The following is a 19056-nucleotide window of genomic DNA, read 5'->3' as shown; positions in this document are numbered from 1 at the left end:
ACAGTGGCGCGGCGAGGATCGGTTACCGGGGCTGAGGCGTATCCCAGGCCGGCACTTCGGTGAACCGCTCGGCCAGGAAATCGAGCAAGGTGCGCAGCGCAGACGGCATGTGCTTGCGCGAGGCGTACACCGCATACACGCCCAGCACCTGCGGCTCGTGATCGGGAAAGAGCGACACCAGCTCGCCCGATTGCAGCAACCCCGACGTGAGATAGGTGGGCAGCATCGCGATGCCCGCCCCGGCCCGCGCCAGCGCCATCAGGCTGGAGGCGTCGTTGGTCGAGAGGTTGCCGGCCACGGCCACGGAGACCGGCTGGCCGTCGGCCTTGCGTGTGAAGTTCCAGAGGCTGCGGCCGAAATACGAGTGCGTGAGGCAGTTGCGCTGCGCCAGCTCTTCCACGCGCTGCGGCTGGCCGTGCGCCTTCAGGTAGGCCGGCGTCGCGCACACCACCGAGCGGCACACCGAGAGCCGGCGCGCGATGAGGTTCGGATCGATCTCGGCCGACACGCGGATCGCGAGGTCGATGCGCTCGTCCACCAGGTTCACCGCGCGATCGAGCAGCACCAGGTCGACCGCCACGCCCGGATAGCTCCGCACGTAGTCGGCCACCGCGCCGGCCAGCTGCGCCTGCGCGAACGAGGTGCTGGCGGTGATGCGCAACTGCCCGCTCGGCGCCTCGGCAGGATGGCGCACCGCCGCCTGCATGTCGCCCGCAAGCTCCAGCACCTGGCGGCAGCGCGGCAGCAGCTCTTCGCCCGCCGCCGTGAGGCTCAGGCGGCGCGTCGTGCGGTGCAGCAGACGTGCGCCGGTCCATTGCTCCAGCTCGGCCACGTAGCGCGTGACCACCGGGCGGGACAGGTCGAGCTTGTCGGCCGCGGCCGAGAGGCTGCCCGCGTCGACCACGGTCACGAACACCCGCATTGCGTTCAATCGATCCATTCGAACGATTTTAGGAATAAAGAAGCGCGGAATTAGAGGTATTTCTTTCGAAACCAGAAACCTAAGATGCAGTTCATCCCATCCACTTCCGACACTTTCTGGAGTCATTCATGAGCCACATCGCCATCCTCGGCGCCACCGGACGCGCCGGCGGCCGCCTCCTCGAAGAAGCCCTGCGTCGCGGCCACACCGTGACGGCCATCGCCCGCCACGCCAGCGCGAAGCTGGCAGGTCGTGCCAACGTGAAGGCGGTCGACCTCGACGTGCTCGACGGTGCCGCCCTCGAAACGGCCGTGGCCGGCCATGACGCCGTGTTCAGCGCGGCGCACTTCGCCACCGTGCCGCCTGCCGCGGTGATCGAGCCGGTGAAGCGCGCGGGCGTGAAGCGCCTGCTGGTGGTCGGCGGCGCCGGCAGCCTGTTCGCGGCACCCGGCCTGAAGGTGATCGACACGCCGAACTTCCCCGACGCCTACCGCGCCGAGGCCTCGGCCGGCGGCGTGTTCCTCGACGCGCTGCGCAACGAGAAGGACCTCGACTGGACCTTCCTGTCGCCCTCCGCCGAATTCGTCGAAGGCGAGCGCACCGGCAAGTTCCGCCTGGGCCAGGACGACCTGCTGGTGAGCGCAGAAGGCCGCAGCTGGATCACCTTCGAGGACTACGCGATCGCGTTCATCGACGAGCTCGAAAAGCCCGCGCATTCGCGCCAGCGTTACACGATCGGGTACTGATCGGCCGGCAACGAAAAAGGACCCTCTCGGGTCCTTTTTTCATGAGGCTGCTGAACGGATCAACGGCCGGTCATGTTCTCCGGCACCACCCACTGGTCGAACTGCTCGGCCGTCAGGTGCCCCGACGCAATCGCGGCTTCGCGCAGGCTCGTGCCTTCCTTGTGCGCCTTCTTCGCGATATAGGCCGACTTGTCGTAGCCGATGTGCGTGTTCAGCGCGGTCACCAGCATCAGCGAGCGCTGCACCAGCTCGGTGATGCGCTCGCGGTTCGGCTCGATGCCCACCGCGCAGTGGTCGTTGAAGCTCACCATGCCGTCGGCCAGCAGGCGCACGCTCTGCAGGAAGTTGTGGGCCACCATCGGGCGGAACACGTTCAGCTCGAAGTTGCCCGAGGCGCCGCCGATGTTGATGGCGACGTCGTTGCCGAACACCTGCGCGGCCAGCATCGTGACGGCCTCGCTCTGGGTCGGGTTGACCTTGCCCGGCATGATCGACGAGCCCGGTTCGTTCTCGGGAATGCTCAGTTCGCCGATGCCGCTGCGCGGGCCACTCGCGAGCCAGCGCACGTCGTTGGCGATCTTGTTCATGCTGGCAGCGAGCGTCTTCAGCGCGCCGTGCGCATGCACCATGCCGTCGATGCTGGCCATGGCCTCGAACTTGTTCGGCGCCGTGACGAACGGCAGGCCCGTGAGCTTCGCCAGTTCGGCCGCGACCTGCTCCGCGTAGCCCTTGGGCGCGTTCAGGCCGGTGCCGACAGCCGTGCCGCCCAGCGCCAGTTCGCACAGGTGCGGCAGCGCGGCGCGCACATGCGCCTCGCCATGCGCGAGTTGCGCCACGTAGCCCGAGAACTCCTGGCCCAGCGTGAGCGGCGTGGCGTCCTGCAGGTGGGTGCGGCCGATCTTCACGATGTCGGCGAAGTCTTCCGACTTCTTCGCCAGCGTGCCGCGCAGCTTGGCGATCGCGGGCAGCAGCTTGTGCGTGATGGCCTCGACGGCGGCCACATGCATGGCGGTGGGGAACACGTCGTTGCTCGACTGGCTGCGGTTCACGTCGTCGTTCGGGTGCACCAGGCGCCCTTCCCCGCGCTCGCCGCCGAGGATCTCGCTGGCGCGGTTGGCCAGCACCTCGTTGACGTTCATGTTGCTCTGCGTGCCCGAGCCGGTCTGCCAGACCACCAGCGGGAACTCGCCCGGGTGCTTGCCGGCAATGACTTCATCGGCTGCAGCCACGATGGCATTGGTCTTCTTCTCTTCCTGCAGGCCCAGCGCGTGGTTGACCACAGCCGATGCGCGCTTGACCTGCGCGAGCGCCTTGATGATTTCGCGCGGCTGCTGCTCGCCGGAGATGTCGAAGTTCTGCAGCGAGCGCTGCGTTTGCGCGCCCCACAGCTTGTCGGCCGGCACGTCGATCGGGCCGAAGGTGTCGCGCTCGGCACGGGTCTTGGGAGAAGTCGTCATGAGAAAAAAAGCTCCGCAGTCTTGGATGGGTGCATCCGCTCACCGGATGCGGTGCCGAGTATCGGCTCAATAAGAATAGCTCGCATCTGACGAGGCCTTTCGCCCGCGTCCCACGGCCACGATACGCCCGTGGGTTGACTCGCGTCATGCCAAAAAGTTATAATTACGGTCTTTCGACGATCAACAAGTCATGTTGGTCATCCTTGCACTACTCGCGGATCAGCGAATCCCGTCGCGGTGCAAGGCCCTCCACGCCGGGCCCAGCCCGGCAAACCGGCCGGATCTTTTCCGGCCCCATTGCCACGTCACGCTCATCCAGGCGGCGCCCCTCGACCAGGCCCGTTGTCTGCGAATGAAGCATCCGGCGGGCACTGGCTTCGTCGCCAAGTCGTCTTCAGTGCCTGTCGGCAGCCCTCGGGGCTCGCCGGGCCATTGCATGCGCATGCGCAGTCTTCATGCGCGCTGTCGGGCAGCTCCCTCATCGGGCTGATGGCGTGGCCGTTGCCGCCCTGCGGGGCGGTGCTGTGTCCACCCTTCACTCAAGGAGCCCCGGCATATGGCCAAAGGAATTCTCATCGACCATGTCTTCAAGGTATTCGGCGATTCGCCCGAACAGGCGCTGGAGCTGGTCCGCCAAGGTTTTTCCAAGAAGGAAATCCTGGCGCAGACCGGCCAGTCGATCGGCGTGTTCGACGCCACCTTCGAGATCCAGGCCGGCGAGATCTTCGTGATCATGGGCCTGTCGGGCTCGGGCAAGTCGACGCTGGTGCGCCTCTTGAATCGGCTGATCGAGCCGACCGCCGGGCGCATCGTGATCGACGGCGCCGACATCAACGAACATTCCGACGCCAAGCTGCGCGCGCTGCGCCGCAAGGACATCAGCATGGTGTTCCAGTCGTTCGCGCTGATGCCGCACATGACGGTGCGCGAGAACACGGCCTTCGGTCTGGAGCTGTCGGGCGCGCCCAAGAAGGACCGCCTCGCGCAGGCCGACCTGGCGCTGGCGCAGGTGGGCCTTTCGGGCTGGGGCGACAGCTACCCCGACGAACTCTCTGGCGGCATGCAGCAGCGCGTGGGCCTGGCGCGCGCGCTGGCGTCCGACCCGTCGATCCTGCTGATGGACGAGGCCTTCTCGGCGCTCGACCCGATCATCCGCACCGAGATGCAATCGGAGCTGCTGAGGCTGCAGCAGGTGCAGCGCCGCACCATCGTCTTCATCTCGCACGACCTGGACGAGGCCATGCGCATCGGCGACCGCATCGCGATCATGAAGGACGGCCACGTGATCCAGGTCGGCACGCCCGACGAGATCCTGCGCACCCCGGCCGACGACTACGTGCGCAGCTTCGTGCGCGGCGTGGACGCGGCGGCGGTGTTCAAGGCCTCGGACATCGCGCGCAAGTCGCTCACCGTGGTGTCCGAACACCCCGAACGCGGCGCGCGCGCGGCGCTCAAGCTGCTCGAAGACCAGGACCGCGACTTCGCCTATGTGACCAGCCCGACCAAGCGCTTCCTCGGCGTGGTCTCGGCCGACACGCTGCGCGGCGCACTCGACGGGCACTCGGGTCCGCTCGGGTTGCAGCACGCCTTCCTCGACGACCTGCCGCGCATCGACGCCGACGCTCCCGTGGCGGGCCTGATCGGCCAGCTCGCGCAGGCGCCGTGCGCACTGCCCGTGGTGGCCGGCGACGGCCGCTTCTGCGGCGCGATCAGCAAGACCACGCTGCTGAAGTTCCTCGACCGCGACACGCCGCCGATCGAACCCGTCTCGCCGCACGCCGCGCCCGCACTCGCCGCCGAGCCGCACTGAATTCACGAAGGACCTTGAACGATGAACGACACCACATTGCCTTCCGACCTGAACGCGCCCCTGAACACGCCCCTCATGGACGTCCCCATCCTGGACACGCCCGCCGCGCCCCCCACCCTCGACCCGTGGGAAGCCATCTCGGCCGCGCCTGACACCTCGACCGCCAGCGCCTGGCTCGATGCCCCGGCGAACACCGCGCATGCCCTCGCCGGGCAGGCCGACAGCGCCACCGGCGGCTTCGCGCTGCACCGCCTGTGGGACGGCTCGCTGCCCGTCGAGGCCTGGATCAACCAGGGCCTGGGCTGGGTGGTGGAGCACTTCCGCCCCTTCTTCCAGAGCGTGCGCCTGCCCATCGACAGCACGCTCAACTCGGTGCAGGGCCTGCTCACCGCCCTGCCCGCGCTGCCGATGATTGCGCTGATCGGTTTGCTCGCCTGGCAGTTCGCCGGCCGCGCGCTGGCCATCGGCACCGTCGTGTCGCTGATGCTGGTGACCATGCTGGGCATCTGGCCCGAGGCCATGGTCACGCTGTCGCTGGTGCTGACCTCGCTGGTGTTCTGCATGGTCATCGGCCTGCCGCTGGGCGTGCTGCTGGCCAGCAGCGACCGGGCCCAGCACGTGATGCGCCCGGTGCTCGACGCCATGCAGACCACGCCGGCCTTCGTGTACCTCGTGCCGGTGGTGATGCTGTTCGGCATCGGCAACGTGCCGGGCGTGATCGTGACCATCGTCTTCGCGCTGGCACCGCTGGTGCGCCTGACCAACCTCGGCCTGCGCCAGGTGCGCCCCGACCTGATCGAGGCCGCGCGCGCCTACGGTGCCTCGCCCTGGCAGATGCTGGTGAAGGTGAAGCTGCCGCTGGCCATGCCGTCGATCATGGCGGGCATCAACCAGGCGCTGATGCTGTCGCTGTCGATGGTGGTGATCGCCTCGATGATCGCCGTGGGCGGCCTGGGCCAGATGGTGCTGCGCGGTATCGGCCGGCTCGACATGGGCCTGGCCACCGTCGGCGGCCTGGGCATCGTGCTGCTGGCGATCTCGCTGGACCGCCTGACGCAGGCCATGGGCAAGTCGCGCCGCGCCGCTGGCCACCGCTGGTGGCACACCGGCCCGGCCGGCCTTGCGCTGCGCCTGCTGCAGCGCCTCGTGGGCACGCCGTCGCGCGGCCAGCACGCGAACGACGCCGTGCCCGCCCTTTCTACCCAAGCGCACTGATCACGGAGGACATCCACGCATGAAGACCACCCGCTCCTTCTTCGCCCGCGGCCTCCTCGCGCTGGGCCTCATCGCCCTGGGTGCGACCGCACAGGCCAGCACCGACCTGCCCGGCCGGGGCGTCACCGTGCAGCCGCTGAAAAGCTCGCTCGCCGAGGAAGCCTTCCAGACACTGCTGGTGATGCGCGCGCTCGAGAAGCTCGGCTACACCGTCCAACCCATGAAGGACCTGGAGCCTGCCACCGAGCACCTGGCCATTGCCAACGGCGACGCCACCTTCATGGCCAACCACTGGAGCCTGCTGCACGCCGACTTCTACAAGAACAGCGGCGGCGACGCCAAGCTGTGGCGCCAGGGCACGTACTCCGACGGCGCGGTGCAGGGCTACCTGATCGACCGCAAGACCGCCGAGCAATACAACATCACCAACCTCGCGCAGCTGAAGGACCCGGCCATCGCCAAACTCTTCGACGCCGACGGTGACGGCAAGGCCGACCTGACCGGCTGCAACCCCGGCTGGGGCTGCGAACTGGCCATCGAGAACCACCTGAGCGCCTACCAGTTGCGCGACAGCGTGACCCACAAGCAGGGCAGCTACGCGGCGCTGATGGCCGACACCATCGCGCGCTTCAAGCAGGACAAGCCGATCCTGTACTACACGTGGACGCCCTACTGGGTCAGCGCCGTGCTGCGCCCGGGCGCCGACGTGGTCTGGCTGCAGGTGCCCTTCTCGCCCACGCAGGTCGGCGCGCAGGTGGACACCCGGCTGCCCAACGGCCGCAACTACGGCTTCCTGGCCAACCAGCAGCGCATCGTGGCCAACCGGGCCTTCATCGAGAAGAACCCCGCCGCCGGCCGCCTGTTCGAGGCGATGAAGCTGCCGATCAGCGACATCAACGCGCAGAACCTGCGCATGAGCGAAGGCGCGAACAGCATGCAGGATGTGATTCGCCATGCCGACGGGTGGATTCGCGTGCACCAGGCGACCTTCGACGGGTGGATTGCGGCGGCGCGCGGCACGACAACGGCCGCAGCACCGGCGGCGGCTTCGGCGCCGTAGTGCCGGTCCTGCTTGGGCCCCGCCGGGCGCTTTCGCCCGGCGCCGGGCTGCGGTATTGGTGGCTGAGATAATCGGGGGCGTTCCCCCTCCAAGAAGATCCCCACCATGACGACCACGATCCAGCAGGCCGACCTGATCGAATCGATCAGCGCCGCGCTGCAATACATCAGCTATTACCACCCCGCGGACTACATCGCCCACCTCGCCAAGGCCTACGAGCGCGAGCAGAGTCCCGCCGCCAAGGACGCCATTGCGCAGATCCTGACCAACAGCAAGATGAGTGCTGTGGGCCATCGCCCGATCTGTCAGGACACCGGCATCGTCAACGTGTTCCTCAAGGTGGGCATGGACGTGCGCTGGGGCGGCTTCACCGGTAGCCTGGACGACGCCATCAACGAAGGCGTTCGCCGCGGCTACAACCACCCCGACAACATGCTGCGCGCCTCCGTCGTGGGCGACCCGCAGTTCGACCGCAAGAACACCAAGGACAACACGCCCGCGGTGATCTTCACCGAGATCGTGCCCGGCAACACCGTCGAAGTGACGGTCGCGGCCAAGGGCGGCGGCAGCGAGAACAAGAGCAAGCTGGTCATGCTGAACCCGGGCGACAGCGTGGTCGACTGGGTCCTGAAGACCGTGCCGACCATGGGCGCGGGCTGGTGCCCGCCGGGCATGCTGGGCATCGGCATCGGCGGCACCGCCGAGAAGGCAGCCCTGATGGCCAAGGAAAGCCTGATGGACGACCTCGACATGCACGAACTGCAGGCCAAGGCCGCCTCGGGCGCCGAACTCAGCAAGGTCGAGGCGCTGCGCCTGGAGCTGTTCGAGAAGGTCAATGCACTGGGCATCGGCGCGCAGGGCCTGGGCGGCCTGGCCACCGTGCTCGACGTCAAGATCCAGATGTACCCCACGCACGCGGCCAGCAAGCCCGTGGCGATGATCCCCAACTGCGCGGCCACGCGCCATGCGCACTTCGTGATGGACGGCAGCGGCCCGGTCTACCTCGATCCGCCGTCGCTCGATCTGTGGCCCGACGTGAACTGGGCGCCCGACGAAAAGAAGAGCAAGCGCGTCAACCTCGACACGCTCACGCCCGCCGAAGTGGCCAGCTGGAAGCCCGGTGATACCATCCTGCTCAACGGCAAGATGCTCACCGGCCGCGACGCCGCGCACAAGCGCATCCAGGGCATGCTGGCCAAGGGCGAGAAGCTGCCGGTCGACTTCAAGAACCGCGTCATCTACTACGTCGGCCCGGTCGATCCGGTCGGCGACGAGGCCGTGGGCCCCGCCGGCCCGACCACCGCCACGCGCATGGACGGCTTCACCGAGATGATGCTGGCCGAGACCGGCCTGATCGCCATGATCGGCAAGGCCGAGCGCGGCCCTGTCGCCATCGAGGCCATCAAGAAGCACAAGAGCGCCTACCTCATGGCCGTGGGCGGCGCCGCCTACCTGGTGAGCAAGGCGATCAAGACCGCCAAGGTGGTGGGCTTCGAAGACCTGGGCATGGAAGCCATCTACGAGTTCGACGTGGTCGACATGCCGGTGACGGTGGCGGTCGACGCCGGAGGCACCAGCGCGCACATCACCGGCCCGGCCGAGTGGCAAAAGCGCATCGCCAGCGGCGAGTTCAAGACCATTCCGCTGGAAGTCGCTTGAACCCGGTCGGCGTGTTCGACAGCGGCGTCGGGGGGCTCAGCACGCTCGCCGCGCTGCAGGCCGAGCTGCCGACCGAACGCTTCGTCTACTTCGCCGACACCGCGAACGCGCCCTACGGCGAGCGCGGCGATGCCTACGTCATCGAGCGCTCGCGCAAGGTGGTCGAACACCTGCTGGGCGCGCACGACATCAAGGCGCTGGTGGTGGCATGCAACACGGCCACCACGGCGGCAATCCACGTGCTGCGCGCCGAATTCCCCACCCTGCCCATCGTGGGCCTGGAGCCGGCGCTCAAGCCCGCCGTGGCGACGAGCCGTACGGGCCACATCGCCGTGCTGGCCACGCGCGGCACCTTGGCCAGCGCCCGGTACGCGGCCCTGCGCGATTCCTTCGCCGCCGCGGCGACCGTGCGGCCCGTGCCGTGCGACGGCCTCGTGAAGGCCATCGAAGGTTTCGACAGCCCCGCTATCGCGGCACTGTGCGCACGCTACATGGCCAAGGCCGGCCCCTTCGGCGACGGCCCGGGCCAGGTCGACACCGTGGTGCTCGGCTGCACGCACTACCCGCTCGTGAAAGACGAGTTGCAGCGCCACGCACCGCCGACGCTGCGCTTCATCGACACCGGCGCACCGGTCGCGCAGCAGACCCGTCGCGTGCTCGCGTCGCTCGGCCGGCTGGCAGGTGACGGCAGCGAAGGCGGGCTGGTGCTCGAGAGCAGCGGCGACCCGGCAGTGCTCGAGGCTGCCGCCGCGCGCTGGCTTCCTGCACGCGCACAAGGCGCATCGGTGCCTGCGGCGAACGCCATCTGACATCACGATCGGCAATGCGCGCCCCGACCTTCCTGCGTCATGCACTGCTCCTTCTGGGCCTGGCTTCCACCTCCGGCCTGAGCCACGCCGCCTGCGAGAGCGGCCTGGCCGAACGCATGCACGCCAAGCTCTATCCCAGGCAACCGCTCGACGAACGGCTTGCCGCGTGCAAGGTCTGGCCGGCATTTCCGGGCCGCAGCATCGTGGTGCTGCCCATGCCGCGCGAGACCACCGACAAGGGCGCCAAGGTCTTCGACCTCGCGCTGCTGCTGATCCAGCGGCCCGACAACGGCAACACCGACCGCGACACGGTGATCGGGCGGATCTTCCTACCCGAGGCGCTCGACGAAGACGCGACCACCACGATCCAGGAGATCCGCGTCGACACCTCGCGCTATGTGCTGTCGCCCGACACGCGCGCCTTCGGCCTGCGCGTGCGCTACCGCGGCAACAGCCCGACCTCGGGCCCGCGCGCCAGCGAGACCGTGCGCCTCTATGTGCAACGCGGCAACAAGCTGCAGCAGGTGCTGCAGGAGGTCGAACTCGACCACGACGACGGTGGCTGGGACACCACCTGCACCGGCCGCTTCGAGAAGCTGCGCACCATGCTGTCAGTCGCTCGCACGACGAGCAACGGCTTTGCCGACCTGCAGCTGTCGCGCACGCTGGTGCAAAGCCATGCGCAGGAACAGGAAGACCAGGGCTGCGTCGAGAAAGCGCTGCCCGCGAAGTTCAGCACCGTGACGCTGCACCATGATGGAGAGCGCTACAAGGTGCCGAAGTCGTTGCAGCAAGCGCCCTGACGGGCCCTGACGAGCACTTGGAATCCAGCTGGTCTTTCACGGATCCGTCATACGAAAGCAACAGCATGCGCGGTTTGTTCCAAAGAACGGCCACGCACCATGAGTTCGCTTTCCCCCTCGACCCGCATCCCCTTTCGACCCATGCTGCTTGCCGGCGCCCTGTCGATCCTGCTCGCTGCCTGCGGCGGCGGCAGTGACGCCGGTGGCTTCAGTGGGTTCTTCCCGCCGACAGCCAACCCACCGCCGACCACGCCGCCCGTCGTGGTGCAGCCCGAGCCCGACCAGCTCGTCTCGAAGGCGCAGTTCACCCCCAAAGCAGACACCACCGAAGGCTCATCCGACGCCTCGACCGCCATCGCCCTGCCGGACGACTTCATGCTCGTGGCGGACGATGAATCGAATGTGCTGCGCGTGTACCCGCGCGCCGGTGGCGCGGCAGTGAAGGAGTGGAGCTACAAGGACAACGGCCCCAAGCTCGCCAAGGAGCTCGACCTCGAAGCCGGCACGCGCATCGGCGACACGCTGTACTTCACCGGCTCCAACAGCAACAAGAAGGACGGCGGCGACGCAGCCACCGACCGTTCGCACCTCTTCGCAGTGAAGGTCAGCGGCACCGGCGCGGCCACCACGTTCGACTACGTGGACCAGTTCTCGCTGCTCGAAGCGCAGCTCATCGCCTGGGACACAGGCAACGCCCACGGGCTGGGGGCAAACCACTTCGGCTTTGCCGTGTCGGCCGCCGCCGGCATCGTGCCGGAGCGCGTCGACGGCTTCTCGATCGAAGGCATGACCAGCGCGCCGGGCGACACGGCCCTGTGGCTGGGTTTCCGTGCGCCGCAGACCGGTGCTTCGGTGCGCGCCAAGGCGTTGATCGTGGCGCTGCAGAACCATGCTGCACTGATGGCCGGCACCGCCACGCAAGCCGTCTTCGGTGCACCCATCGAACTCGAGCTCGGAGGTCGCGGCATCCGCTCGATCGACAAGGGCACCGACGGCAACTACCTGATCGTTGCGGGCCCGGCGGGCGCCGCAGTGCCCGAGGTGGACCGCAACTTCGCGCTGTTCGTCTGGGACGGCAACCCGAACAGCGCGCCGGTCGAGCTGTCGAACGACCTCGACGCGCTGCGCAAGGCCACGGGCGGCAGCTTCGAATCCGTTGTCGAGGTGCCGGGCCCGGTGAAGGCCGGCACGCAGGTGCAGCTGCTTCTGGACAACGGCGACACGAAGTGGGACGGCAAGACAGCCTCCAAAGACCTACCCGCCGCCGAGCAGAAGTTCGACGGCTTCGTCGTACGCCTGGGCGCTCCGTGGGTAGACACCGCCGCGCCGAAGCTGCGGAAAGCGTCTCCGCCAGCCGGCCGCGTGGGTGTCAACCTCGACACCTCGGTCATCCTGTCGTTCAACGAGGCGGTGCGACTGGGTTCCGGGCGCATCGTGCTGCACGCGGCCGACGGCACGGTGGTCGAGACCTTCCACGCCAACAGCCCCGCCGCACGCGTGCAGGTGGCCTTCAACGTGCTGACGCTGGTACCGACGGCCAAGCTCGCAATGAACGCCGGCTACTACGTCACGGTCGATGCCAACGCCATCACCGACGCCGCCGGCAACGCCTTCGCGGGCATCAGCGACACGACGACGCTGGGCTTCACGACGGCCGGCGCGCCGACGCCGCTGGTGGCCGGCGACCTGCTCTTCATGGCCGCCAACGCCGAGGCGCCCGATGCCTATGCCTTCGTGCTGCTCAAGGCAGTGAACGGCGGCACGCAGGTGCTGTTCACCGACCGTGACCGCAAGAAGGATGCGGCCGAATTCACCGACATCACCAACGAGACCGCCTTCTTCTGGACCGCCAACCAGAACCTGCCGGCCGGCACCATCGTGACCATCCAGACCGACGTCGTGGGCAGCCCGATCGCGGACCTGGGCTTCACGCTCGGCTCCCCGGGTGGCATCGGCAAGTCGGAAACGGTCTACGCCATCGCGGGCGGCACCATCGAAGGCCTGGGCGAAGGCAAGGCCGGCAAGATCACGGCGGTGGGCAATTACCTGGCGAGCATCACGCTCGGCGGCGCCGCGGGCACCATTCCCGATGCGCTCACGACGGCGGGCACGGCGTTCAGCTTCACGGTGAGCCCGGCCAACCAGACCAATGCGATCTACAACGGCTCGCTCGATCGCTCGGACCTGGCGGCTTTCGCGACGCGGGTGAAGAACCCCGACAACTGGATCAAGCGCTACGCACCGGAAGCCGGCTACCCGCTGACGCGCGACAGCCTGTTCGGCGACAAGCTGCCCTGAGCGTCGACTAGCGTGTGTGCAGTGCGGCCTTGCGGCCGCGCTGCATGTCGATCGGCAACAGCAGCAACAGCCCGCCGATGAACAGCACAGCCGTCGAGAGGATCGCGATGCGTTGGTTGCCGCCCGTGGCCCAGGTGATCGCACCGAAGCTCAGCGGACCGATGATGCTGGCCAGGCGCGTGGCGAAGGTCCAGAGTCCGAAGAACTCGGCGAGCTGCTGCGGCGGTGCGAGGTAGCCCGTCATCGCGCGCCCGGCCGATTGGCTCGAGCCCATCGCCAGCCCTGCGATCGCGGCAGCCCACCAGAAGCCGCCCTTGGTCGTGACCCACGCGGCAATCACGCACACCGCGATCCACGCGAGCAACGTGACGGTCAGCGACACCTTGTGGCCGATGCGGTCCTGCACATAGCCGAAGGCAAAGGCGCCGAGCGCCGCCGCGACGTTCAGCACGAAGATCAGCACCATCGTCTCGCTCGCGACGAAGCCGATCACCTGCTCCGCGTAGATCGCCGCCAGCGTGATCGCGACCGCCACGCCGCCCTGGTAGCAGACGGTGCAGACCAGCAGCCACATGAAGTCGCGGTAGGCGCGGGCCTGCCTGAACGTGGTGCGCAGCTGCGTCCAGGCGCTGTCCTGGCTGCGGCTCGCCTGCGGCACGGCGCGCTCGGGCAACAAGGCGAAGGTCGCGCAGGCGGCCACCCCGTAGATCGCCGCCGTGATCAGCATCGTGACCGGCACGAAGTGCGCCGCCGGCAGCCCGCGCGCCTGCGACCACAGCACATAGGCCAGGCACAGCCCCAACGCCAGCATGCCGCCAACATAGCCGAAGGCCCAGCCCCAACCGCTCACCTTGCCCATGCCTTCGGCCGTCGCCAGCTCGGGCAGGAAGGCACCGGTCAGCGACTCGCCGTAGGAATAGAACGCGTTGGAAACGATCACCAGCGCCATCGCGAGTGCGACGCCCATTGCGCCACCGGCGAAACCAGGCGTGAGCGCCAGCGCCGCGGTGGCGAGTACGCAGCCCGTCGTCGTCATGACCAGCACGCGCTTCTTGGCGGCGCGCAGGTCGGCCCAGGCGCCGATGGCGGGCATCGTGAACATCACGATGGCATACGAGGTGCTGAGGGCTGCGGTCCATGCAAAGGTGGCCCAAGGCGCCCCCTTGGCGATGCCACCGACGAAGTAGGCGGCGAACACCGCCGTGATCACGACCGTGGTGTAGCCTGAGTTCGCGAAGTCGTACATCGCCCAGCCGAACACCTCGCGCTTGCGCACGCCGGGGCGCAACGCGGAGGTTGGAAACAGGGCCATGCGGCCTGCAATCGGGCGGAAAGTCGAAAGGTCAGTGCAGGTGACGCGGACGACGACCACCGCCGTGACTACCACCGCTGCCGCCGCCGGCGCCACCGGCACCGCGCGGGCGCTTGCCGATTTCAAGCGAGTTCACGAGCGCGTCGAAGCGGTCGCTGAAGAGGCGATCGATTTCGGCGACCACGCCACCCAGCTCGGCGCCGTCGAAGTGGCGTTCCATGAGGTTGACCACGTCTTCCACCAGCAGGTCGCGCTGCACCTGCATGATCGCGGCCGGGTTGGGGCCCACGAACAGCATCAGGAAGTCGTCGCGCGATTCTTCGTCGGGGTCGCCCTCTTCCTCGTCGAAGTCGGTGTCGTAGAAGGTGACTTCGATGGCGGCGCCGCGCTCGGAAAGTTCGTTCAGGCCCATGCACATCTCGTCAAGCGCCTGGCGGAAGTCTTCGTCGCCCGGCACGGTCCAGCAGATCTGCAGCGTGTGGTCCTTCTGCTCGAAGCGGATGCCGGGTTCTTCTTCGTAGGTGCTGGTGGCACCGTCGGCCAGCGATTTGGCGCCTGCATATTTCCAGAGGGGCTTCAGCGCCTCCTGGATTTGCTCGAAGCTCGCGTCCGAACGCAGCGGCACGTCGCCGTGCACATGGATCTCAAATGGAGCGTTGTAGCGAGGCATCAAATACTCCCTTGTAAATATGGTGGTACCCGGAACGGGGGTCGAACCCGTATGCCCCGATTAAGGAAGCGGCGGATTTTAAGTCCGATGTGTCTACCAATTTCACCATCCGGGCCTTGGGTTGAACATCGACGATAACCCAAATGAAACAAGCCCCGGCAACGTCGGTTGGCGGGGCTTGCGTATCGAAGTCGATCGGTCTGAACGAGAAGGTGGAGGCGCGACCCGGAGTCGAACCGGGCTAGACGGATTTGCAATCCGTTGCATAACCGCTTTGCTATCGCGCCACGCTGAATAACGAAATCGAACTGCGAAAAAAAGGGAAGCTGCTTGCTTCCCTTTTTCAAAACTGGAGCGGGAAAAGAGTCTCGAACTCTCGACCTCAACCTTGGCAAGGTTGCGCTCTACCAACTGAGCTATTCCCGCGTTTCGAGCCTCAAATTATATACCAGTTTTTTGAGACTTCACAAGTTCTGCAATCAATCGATCAATGCTTGACCGAACCTTCGGAAGCCGGGGCACCCGCGCGCTGCTTGGCCAGTTCGGCCACCGCAGCAGCCGAAGCGGCCACCTCCTCGTCGGACAACGGCTCAGGCATCTTCTCGAGTGCGATCTCGAGCACCTTGTCGATCCACTTCACCGGCACGATCTCGAGGCCGTTCTTCACGTTCTCGGGAATGTCCTGCAGGTCCTTGGCGTTCTCTTCGGGGATCAGCACGGTCTTGATGCCGCCGCGCAGAGCGGCCAGCAGCTTTTCCTTCAGGCCGCCGATGGCGGTGACTTCGCCGCGCAGCGTGATCTCGCCGGTCATCGCGACATCGGCACGCACCGGGATACCCGTGAGCGCCGACACGAAGGCCGTCGTCATCGCCGCGCCCGCGCTCGGGCCGTCCTTGGGCGTGGCGCCGTCGGGCACGTGGATGTGGATGTCTCGCTTCTCGAACACCTCGTCCTTGATACCCAGACGGCGCGAGCGGCTGCGCACCACGGTGCGTGCGGCTTCGACCGATTCCTTCATCACGTCGCCGAGCGAACCGGTGCGGCTGATCACGCCCTTGCCGGGCATGGTGACCGCCTCGATCGTCAACAGGTCGCCGCCGACCTCGGTCCACGCAAGGCCGACCACCTGGCCGACCTGGTTCTGCTTCTCGGCCAGGCCGAAGCTGTACTTGCGCACACCGAGGAACTCGTTGAGGTTCTCGCCGTCGACCGTGACCTTGGGCGTCAGTTGCTTGAGCAGCAGGCCCTTCACCACCTTGCGGCAGATCTTGGACAGCTCGCGCTCCAGCGAACGCACGCCGGCTTCACGCGTGTAGTAGCGCACGATGTCGCGCACGGCGGCTTCGGTGACGGCCAGTTCGTCGTCCTTCACGCCGTTGTTCTTCATCTGCTTGGGCAGCAGGTACTTGATCGCGATGTTGGTCTTCTCGTCCTCGGTGTAGCCCGAGAGGCGGATGACTTCCATGCGGTCCAGCAGCGCCGGCGGGATGTTCATCGAGTTCGAGGTGGCGACGAACATGACGTCGCTCAGGTCGAAGTCGACTTCCACGTAGTGGTCGCCGAAGGTGTGGTTCTGCTCGGGGTCGAGGACCTCGAGCAGCGCGCTCGACGGGTCACCGCGGAAGTCCGTGCCCAGCTTGTCGATCTCGTCCAGCAGGAACAGCGGATTGCGCGTGCCGATCTTGCTCAGGCCCTGCAGCACCTTGCCCGGCAGTGCGCCGATGTAGGTGCGGCGATGGCCTCGGATTTCGGCTTCATCGCGCATGCCGCCCAGCGCCATGCGGGTGTACTTGCGGCCGGTCGCCTTGGCGATCGACTGCCCCAGCGAGGTCTTGCCGACACCCGGTGGGCCCACGAGGCACAGGATAGGCGCCTTCACCTTGTCGACGCGCTGCTGCACCGCGAGATATTCAAGGATGCGATCCTTGACTTTCTCCAGACCGTAGTGGTCGGCATTGAGCACCGCCTCGGCATTCGCCAGGTCGTGCTTGATCTTGGTCTTCTTGCTCCAGGGCAGGCCGATCAGCACGTCGATGTAGTTGCGCACCACGGTGGCTTCGGCCGACATGGGCGACATCAGCTTGAGCTTCTTGAGCTCGCCCTCGGCCTTCTTCAGGCCTTCCTTGGACATCTTGGCGAGCTTGATCTTCTTCTCGATCTCCTCGATGTCCGCGCCCTCTTCGCCTTCACCGAGCTCCTTCTGGATGGCCTTGACCTGCTCGTTGAGGTAGAAGTCGCGCTGGTTCTTCTCCATCTGGCGCTTCACGCGGCCGCGGATCTTCTTGTCGACGTTCAGGATGTCGACCTCGCGCTCGAGCTGGCCGAACAGGTTTTCCAGGCGCGCCTTGACGTCGTCGAGGTCGAGCACAGCCTGTTTGTTGTCGAGCTTGAGCGGCAGGTGGGCGGCGATGGTGTCGGCCAGGCGGCCAGCATCGTCGATGCTCGAGATCGAGGTCAGGATCTCGGGCGGAATCTTCTTGTTCAGCTTGACGTACTGGTCGAACTGCTGCATCACCGCGCGGCGCAGCGCCTCGACCTCGGTGCCCTTCTCGCCGCCTTCGGGCGCCTCGACGGGCGTCACGTTGGCCGAGAAGTGCGTTTCGCCGTCATCGATGCGGTTCACACGGGCGCGCTGCTGGCCTTCGACCAGCACCTTCACGGTACCGTCGGGCAGCTTGAGCATCTGCAGGATGGTCGAAACGCAGCCGACCTCGAACATGTCCTCGACCGAGGGCTCGTCCTTGGCGGCGGCTTTCTGGGCCACCAGCATGATGCGGCGCTCGGCCTCCATCGCCAGCTCGAGCGCCTTGATGCTCTTCGGGCGACCCACGAAGAGCGGGATCACCATGTGGGGAAACACCACGACGTCCCGCAGCGGCAGCAGCGGCAGGTCGAGGGCTTCGGGGGGCAATGGGGTATGACCAGACATGAGCGTCCTTGTCCTTTAGGCCTTTTTCGCCGTCTCGCGGTACACGAGCAGCGGGGGCTTGTTTTCGTCGATGGTCGATTCCTCGACCACCACCTTGTCGACATTGGTCGCGTTCGGCAATTCGAACATGGTGTCGATCAGCGACTGTTCAAGGATCGAGCGCAGGCCGCGCGCACCAGTCTTGCGGGCCAGCGCCTTGCGTGCGATCGCCTTGAGCGCCGCGGGACGGATTTCGAGGTCCACGCCTTCCATCTGCAGCAGCTTGGTGAACTGCTTCACCACTGCGTTCTTCGGCTCGGTCAGGATCTGCACCAGCGCGTCTTCGCTCAGCTCGGCCAGCGAGGCGACCACGGGCATGCGGCCCACGAGTTCGGGGATCAGCCCGAACTTGATCAGGTCTTCAGGCTCGACTTCGCGGAACACCTCGGTGAGGCTGCGCTGCTGCTTGCTCTTGACCGAGGCGCCGAAGCCGATGCCCGAGGCCTCGGTGCGGTTTTCGATGACCTTCTCCAGGCCGGCAAAGGCGCCGCCGCAGATGAACAGGATGTTGGTCGTGTCGATCTGCAGGAAGTCCTGGTTCGGGTGCTTGCGACCGCCTTGCGGCGGCACGCTGGCCATGGTGCCTTCGATGAGCTTCAGCAGCGCCTGCTGCACGCCCTCGCCCGACACGTCGCGCGTGATCGAGGGGTTGTCGGACTTGCGCGAGATCTTGTCGATTTCGTCGATGTAGACGATGCCGCGCTGGGCACGCTCGACCTCGTAGTTGCAGCTTTGCAGCAGCTTCTGGATGATGTTCTCGACGTCCTCGCCGACGTAGCCGGCTTCGGTCAGCGTGGTGGCGTCGGCCATCACGAAAGGCACGTCGAGCATGCGCGCGAGCGTTTGCGCCAGCAGCGTCTTGCCCGAGCCCGTGGGGCCGATCAAGAGGATGTTGCTCTTGCTGAGTTCAACGTCATCGCCCTTGGTGTTCTTTTCCTTGTGGCGCAGGCGCTTGTAGTGGTTGTAGACCGCCACCGACAGCATGCGCTTGGCCGGCTCCTGGCCGATCACGTAGTTGTCGAGGTTGGTCTTGATCTCCAGCGGCGTGGGCAGGTCGCTGCGGCCTTCGCGCGCTTCTTCACCGGCCGGCAGTTCGTCGCGGATGATCTCGTTGCACAGGTCGATGCATTCGTCGCAGATGAAGACCGAAGGGCCCGCGATCAGCTTCTTGACCTCATGCTGGCTCTTGCCGCAGAACGAGCAATAAAGCGTTTTTTCGCTGGAGGTGCCTTTTTTTTCGGCCATGGACTTTTGCCTCGTGACAGGGTATGGACAATGATAACTAAACAAAAACGGCGTTTCCCGTGTGGAAAACGCCGTTTTTGCC

General features: G+C 66.6%; 14 protein-coding genes and 3 tRNA genes. 8 read left to right on the top strand and 9 right to left on the bottom strand.

Features of this window, described 5'->3' with window-relative positions:
- Positions 1-22: 22 nt before the first annotated feature.
- On the bottom strand, positions 23-940 hold the full coding sequence (locus D3H34_RS00690) for a LysR family transcriptional regulator (RefSeq protein WP_119551223.1): 918 nt from the start codon (positions 938-940) through the stop codon (positions 23-25).
- Between the two features lie 110 nt (positions 941-1050).
- On the opposite strand from D3H34_RS00690, the gene D3H34_RS00685 reads away from it, so the two are divergent.
- Positions 1051-1668, top strand: coding sequence for an NAD(P)-dependent oxidoreductase (locus D3H34_RS00685; protein WP_119551221.1), 618 nt, complete (start codon positions 1051-1053; stop codon positions 1666-1668).
- Positions 1669-1727: 59 nt separating this feature from the next.
- Here D3H34_RS00685 and fumC read toward each other — a convergent pair whose 3' ends face one another.
- Entirely contained in the window at positions 1728-3125 is a 1398-nt protein-coding gene (gene fumC, locus D3H34_RS00680; RefSeq protein ID WP_119551219.1) for a class II fumarate hydratase, read from the bottom strand.
- Between the two features lie 556 nt (positions 3126-3681).
- On the opposite strand from fumC, the gene proV reads away from it, so the two are divergent.
- The 7 genes from proV (at position 3682) to D3H34_RS00645 (ending at position 12779) form a co-directional block, all read left to right on the top strand.
- The gene (gene proV, locus D3H34_RS00675; protein WP_119551217.1) at positions 3682-4935 is read left to right on the top strand and encodes a glycine betaine/L-proline ABC transporter ATP-binding protein ProV; all 1254 of its coding nucleotides are present in this window, start codon (positions 3682-3684) and stop codon (positions 4933-4935) included.
- 21 nt (positions 4936-4956) lie between these two features.
- Entirely contained in the window at positions 4957-6150 is a 1194-nt protein-coding gene (gene proW, locus D3H34_RS00670) for a glycine betaine/L-proline ABC transporter permease ProW (RefSeq protein ID WP_119551215.1), read from the top strand.
- 19 nt (positions 6151-6169) lie between these two features.
- A complete protein-coding gene (gene proX / locus D3H34_RS00665; RefSeq protein WP_119551213.1) occupies positions 6170-7210 on the top strand; it encodes a glycine betaine/L-proline ABC transporter substrate-binding protein ProX in 1041 nt (346 codons plus the stop codon).
- Positions 7211-7315: 105 nt separating this feature from the next.
- Positions 7316-8869: a fumarate hydratase gene (locus D3H34_RS00660; RefSeq protein WP_119551211.1), complete on the top strand. Its 1554-nt coding sequence runs from the start codon at positions 7316-7318 to the stop codon at positions 8867-8869.
- Positions 8866-9678, top strand: coding sequence for a glutamate racemase (murI, locus tag D3H34_RS00655; RefSeq protein ID WP_119551209.1), 813 nt, complete (start codon positions 8866-8868; stop codon positions 9676-9678). The genes D3H34_RS00660 and murI overlap by 4 nt, the downstream gene beginning before the upstream one ends.
- Positions 9679-9692: 14 nt before the next feature.
- Positions 9693-10481, top strand: coding sequence for a PA3715 family protein (locus D3H34_RS00650; RefSeq protein ID WP_119551207.1), 789 nt, complete (start codon positions 9693-9695; stop codon positions 10479-10481).
- Between the two features lie 99 nt (positions 10482-10580).
- The gene (locus D3H34_RS00645) at positions 10581-12779 is read left to right on the top strand and encodes an Ig-like domain-containing domain (protein ID WP_119551205.1); all 2199 of its coding nucleotides are present in this window, start codon (positions 10581-10583) and stop codon (positions 12777-12779) included.
- A 7-nt stretch (positions 12780-12786) separates the two neighbouring features.
- Here D3H34_RS00645 and D3H34_RS00640 read toward each other — a convergent pair whose 3' ends face one another.
- From D3H34_RS00640 to clpX, 7 genes are all read right to left on the bottom strand, one after another.
- Positions 12787-14091 carry an MFS transporter gene (locus D3H34_RS00640; RefSeq protein WP_119551203.1) on the bottom strand — a complete coding sequence of 435 codons (1305 nt, stop codon included), beginning with the start codon at positions 14089-14091 and terminating at the stop codon, positions 12787-12789.
- Positions 14092-14122: 31 nt separating this feature from the next.
- Positions 14123-14761, bottom strand: a complete 639-nt coding sequence (locus tag D3H34_RS00635) for a DUF6806 family protein (RefSeq protein WP_119551201.1) — start codon at positions 14759-14761, stop codon at positions 14123-14125.
- Between the two features lie 23 nt (positions 14762-14784).
- Positions 14785-14876 (bottom strand) — tRNA-Leu (locus D3H34_RS00630).
- Positions 14877-14974: 98 nt separating this feature from the next.
- Positions 14975-15048: transfer RNA gene (locus D3H34_RS00625), tRNA-Cys, on the bottom strand.
- 63 nt (positions 15049-15111) lie between these two features.
- Positions 15112-15187: transfer RNA gene (locus D3H34_RS00620), tRNA-Gly, on the bottom strand.
- Between the two features lie 61 nt (positions 15188-15248).
- Positions 15249-17690 carry an endopeptidase La gene (lon, locus tag D3H34_RS00615; protein WP_119551199.1) on the bottom strand — a complete coding sequence of 814 codons (2442 nt, stop codon included), beginning with the start codon at positions 17688-17690 and terminating at the stop codon, positions 15249-15251.
- 15 nt (positions 17691-17705) lie between these two features.
- Positions 17706-18974, bottom strand: a complete 1269-nt coding sequence (gene clpX / locus D3H34_RS00610) for an ATP-dependent Clp protease ATP-binding subunit ClpX (RefSeq protein ID WP_119551197.1) — start codon at positions 18972-18974, stop codon at positions 17706-17708.
- Between the last annotated feature and the right edge of the window lie 82 nt (positions 18975-19056).

It is taken from the genome of Acidovorax cavernicola, from assembly GCF_003581445.1.
Note: the sequence above shows the minus strand (reverse complement) of the source record. Positions and strands in the feature narration are given on the sequence as shown.